Here is a 4,631-nt window from a genome sequence, read left to right as displayed (position 1 = left end):
TGGGATTTTTTTTCTACAACAAAAGAGGCTCCATAATATCCATAGGGGATTTACCCACTACAAATATTATAGAGCCGAAAAAGTAGGTATCAATAATCGTACTAAGAGATAGTGGATTGAAATAAAATATACGCAAATCGATTGGTCAATTTCTAAAAATGAATCAGGAGTCGTGTTGGACTATTCCAACTTCAATCCGCTATACTCATTTGAAATCAAAGTTCCCTATTTGGTGATAGCCTATTCAAGAAATATCGTTGTATAAGTGCATACTTTGAAATGATAGGCATAGGGAATTAATAATAGGATGTTTAATTAAAACTATAATATATTTGTTTATAAGACGAAAGTTTATGAATTTGATTTTAAAATAGTATAAATTTATATTTATAGAAGCTATCTGAAGAAGATCTTAAAGTTAAGGGGAGGATATCTATTGTTATGCATAGTCATTTTTAATTATTATAGACTTGTTGGTTGCGCTTTCTTGAAATCAGCTGTATTTATACCATTTTGTTTGATTAAAAATATTGAAAATGGTATAATCTAGCTGTGATAGCTGTGATAGCTGTGATAGCTGTGATAGCTGTGATAGCTGTGATAGCTGTGATAGCTGTGATAGCTGTGATGTTAAATATCCATCATAGTAGTTTTTATTGTTTTATTCCCAGAGGGAATATTGCTTTTAAATTTGATTTTGTGTTTTAACATAAGGAGGAACAATGGAAAATAAATCAAATTCACTCAATAGAATAAAGCGTCATCAACGTGAAAAAGTTCTGCGCTTTTCTATTCGGAAGTACAGTTTCGGTGCGGCTTCAGTTGCTATTGCAGCACTGATGTTTTTGGGTGCGCGCGTTGTTAGTGCAGATACTGTAAGCGGAAGTAGTTCACAATCTACGGCGGGTGTAGTACAACCTGACGATAAGGGCGACTCGCCTGTGGGCATTAAGGAACCTACTGAAAATAAATCAGAAGTAGTCAATAATGCTTTAGAAAATAAAGAAACTGCACTTGTTGAAAATGGTAGTAATACGGTTGATAAAAGTCAGTTAAGAACAGTAGTTGAAGAATTAAATTCTCTTCTTTCAACTAAATTAAATCTTGACAACTCAGTGCTTTCTTCTGTAAAAGAAAGAGTTCAGAGAGCTCAGGCATTACTAGATAAAGCTGATGCAGTTCAAAAAGATATTAATGAACTAAAAGAACTTTTGTCTGCTGATTTAGCTACTTTATCTAATGCGGTAAAAGAATCAAGTGAGGTTCGAGAAAGTAATACTGGAACTGAGGCTGAAAAACCAGTGATCCAACCTTCTTCTGAAGTAAGAGCAAGCGAAGAGAATCAAACTGTATCAGCTAAAAAAGATTCTTTGAAAGTATCTGTTGATCAATTGAAAGTAGCAATTTCAGAAGTTCCTGAACATGATACTACGAAAGAAGTTCTTGAAAAAGCCAATGAAGTCATGGTATTAGCTCAAGGCGTTCTTCAGAATACTACAGTTTCTCTAACCGATGTTGAACAAATGAACAAACTTGTGAAGAGAATGTTTATTTCTGTTAAAAACGCTACAACACGTTTGAATTCAGGTTCCCGTGATCCGCGTAATGGTCAGAGAATGAGGCAAGGTACTGGTGAAAGGGCAGCAACGGTATCTTCAACCTGGACCAACCAGGATAACCAGTTAATCTATCAACGTTTCCGTGCAACTGACGGAAACGGAACTGTTAGAAATGACGACAGACGATTTACAGAAAATAAAGTGGATATGACCGCTCGAATTGAGATGAATGGCGGTGTGAAATATGTAGTTTATGATATTTTCTTTAACAATGATGGTCAATCAATGGTTGCCTTGAGTAAACAACAAGCGTATCGTTTTATCTTGCAACCTAAAATCTTAGATTTGATATCTAGTGGAAGAAATGAAGGAGCTTATAAGTCAGATACCATAAGTGATTTATACTTTGAAATCTATCGTAGAAATAATCAAAATGAAGGTGGAACACTTTCTCAAAATCCAGAAAAATTTCATCGTGAGAGAATATGGAATTTAAACTTTTTAGAAAATGACAAAAGTACAAATGGATTCATTTATCATAATACTTTAGGTGTCCGTGCTACAGGGGACCATTATAAAGATATGAAGGATATCTTTAAAGGGAATAGATATGATGAGTATTTGCAAAAGGCTGTGAAATTAGAAGGCGTGCATCGAAAATATAGTTATGGGTTGGGAGTAATCACTAACGATCCAACAGCTGCTGTTCATATGCATTTAAAAGCAAAATTAAAATCAGGTGTAACGGATGAGGAAGTTAGACAAGCATTCACTATAGCAGTTGCAACTACCCATGGTGAGACAACAAACCAATCCTATGTTTTCGGATCCGGGAAAGAAACTAGCGAGCGTGTAGAACCGACTGTTAAACAAAGTACAAAATACCCTATTAGCGGTAAAGAGGTTACAAAGAAAGTCGATGAACCTCTTGGAAATCTAGATAGGCCGGTGGATGCTGGTTTCGTAACACGAAATGATAACTTCCCTGCAGATATCCAATGGAGTTGGCCAGATGGGAAACCAAATACGACTAAAGCAGGGGTATTCCATTATAAAGTGAAAGCACAGTACTCTGATAATACTTCAAATACTACTGATGTAACATTGAAAGTGCGTCCAAAGCAACCTGTGATTGACCCAAATTCTGTAAATGAAAAAGCAGGGAAGACTGAGCAAACGGTTACTGTAAATGTAGGAAATGGAGTACCTAAGGATTCAATAGTGACATTATATAGTGGTACTACGGTTATTGGAACTGGGAAAACTACTGGAACAACTGCTACAATTAAGGTATCAAAAGCATTGCCGTCTACAGCCATTACAGCTAGAACAACTGTCACAACTAATGGTACAGTAGATTCAGAGCCTAGTGCACTTGTAACTCCGACGCCTGAACGTGATACACAGCCTCCAACTGTGAAAATGATAAACCCAATCAATAACAGAGAGTCTGTACTAGGAAGTTCTGAAAATAACTCTCCAGTAGTTGATGTGTTCAGAGGGGCTACCTTAGATATTCCGTTAAAAATGCATGACAATAATCCCAATGGGAAAATTAATATCAAACATGTTAGTGGATTGCCTAAGGGTGTTAACTTAAATAATGGAAATACTCTTACAACCAATAGTGGTTCAGAAACAAACCCTGCAACTGCAACTATTTCAGGAAGAGTGGCAACTGATGCTCATTTAGGAACTAATGTTGTTACCTTGAAAGTTTCAGATGATGCAACTGGAAATGTTGATAGAGGAAATAATAAAGAAGTTAAATTTAATATTCGGACTTATGATGTAGAGGCTAATAGTACAAGAGTAACGGTAGAAAAGGGTACTACCTTGTCTGAACAAGATGCAAAAGCAGCTGTGTCAAAAGTAGTTGGATCAGAAGATTTACCAAACGGAACAACTTATGAATGGGTTGATAGTCGTGGAAATAAACAAACACCAACACCAAATACAGCAGGTGTGAATAATTATCGAGTGAAAGTTACTTTACCAGGTTCTGGTTCAGGAACAAATATATTGAATGGTTCGTCTAAAATAGTTGATGTCCCTGTAAATGTTAGACCGGAGACACCAGTAGTAGATACCCCTTTACGAGCACATAAAACGATGAAAATCGACACAGTTCCTTCAACAGCTACTAGATTGACAGGTACAGGTATTCCAGGAGCAACAATCAAAGTAAAAGTAGCTGGTAGAGAGTTACCAAATACTGTAACAGTTGGACAAAATGGTCGTTGGGAATTACAACTTACAAAAGGATTAAATAGTAACCAAACAAATCAGCGTCAGTTAGTTCCTAGTGATCCAGTAGTAGTTACTCAAATAGTTGGAGGGGTAGAAAGCTCTGAGAAAAGTGTACCGGTGTCACTTGGTGAAACAAGCATTCAACCATCCGTTGAAGGTGGTACTACTGTATATGCAGGTGCGAAGAACCTTGTTGTAAAAGCTCCACATGATGCAGGGATGATTTATGTATCTTATAGAGATAAAGCTACAGGAGCAGAGCATGAGATTGGGTTAAAACGAGAAAACATTGATAGTCCATGGGTATCTAACAAATCAAATTTAGGGGTAGTAACTGGCACTACTAAGGATGCTTTTACGAACACTATAACGATTAAAATGAATGAATCGATAGCCGAAGGAACAGCTAAAGCTGTATCAAATATTTCTGAAGGAAATTACTCAAGTGCAGTAGATTGGAAAACGATTCCAGTAAGTAATCAAGCACCTACTATTACTGCCGGAAGTCAAGGCAGTACGGTAACTGTTGAGCATGGTGCTCCAGTAACGTTAAAAAACTTGGTTACAGCTCGAGATGTAGAAGATGACAGTCAAATTACTCGAGGCAATGGCGTTAATATAGAAGTTATATCTGTAAATGACTCCACAACAACGAAGGAAATTAATACAAATCAACCAGGTGTATATAGGGTAAAATATAAGGCTGTAGATAGTCAAGGTAAAGAATCTGGTGAGGTAGTAGTTACTGTAAATGTTAGACCGGAGACACCAGTAGTAGATACCCCTTTACGAGCACATAAAACGATGAAAATCGACACAGTT

The 4,631-nt window shown here is 36.6% G+C and carries 1 protein-coding gene; it reads left to right on the top strand.

The window, feature by feature from the left end; genetic code table 11:
- Nucleotides 1-722: 722 nt before the first annotated feature.
- Nucleotides 723-4,631: YSIRK-type signal peptide-containing protein (locus N8M09_RS10770; protein ID WP_261065180.1), on the top strand; the 3,909-nt coding region annotated here is incomplete at its 3' end.

It is taken from the genome of Streptococcus mitis (assembly GCF_946190375.1).
Classification (GTDB): Bacteria; Bacillota; Bacilli; order Lactobacillales; family Streptococcaceae; genus Streptococcus; species Streptococcus mitis_CJ.
This window is presented reverse-complemented; position numbering and strand designations above follow the sequence as displayed.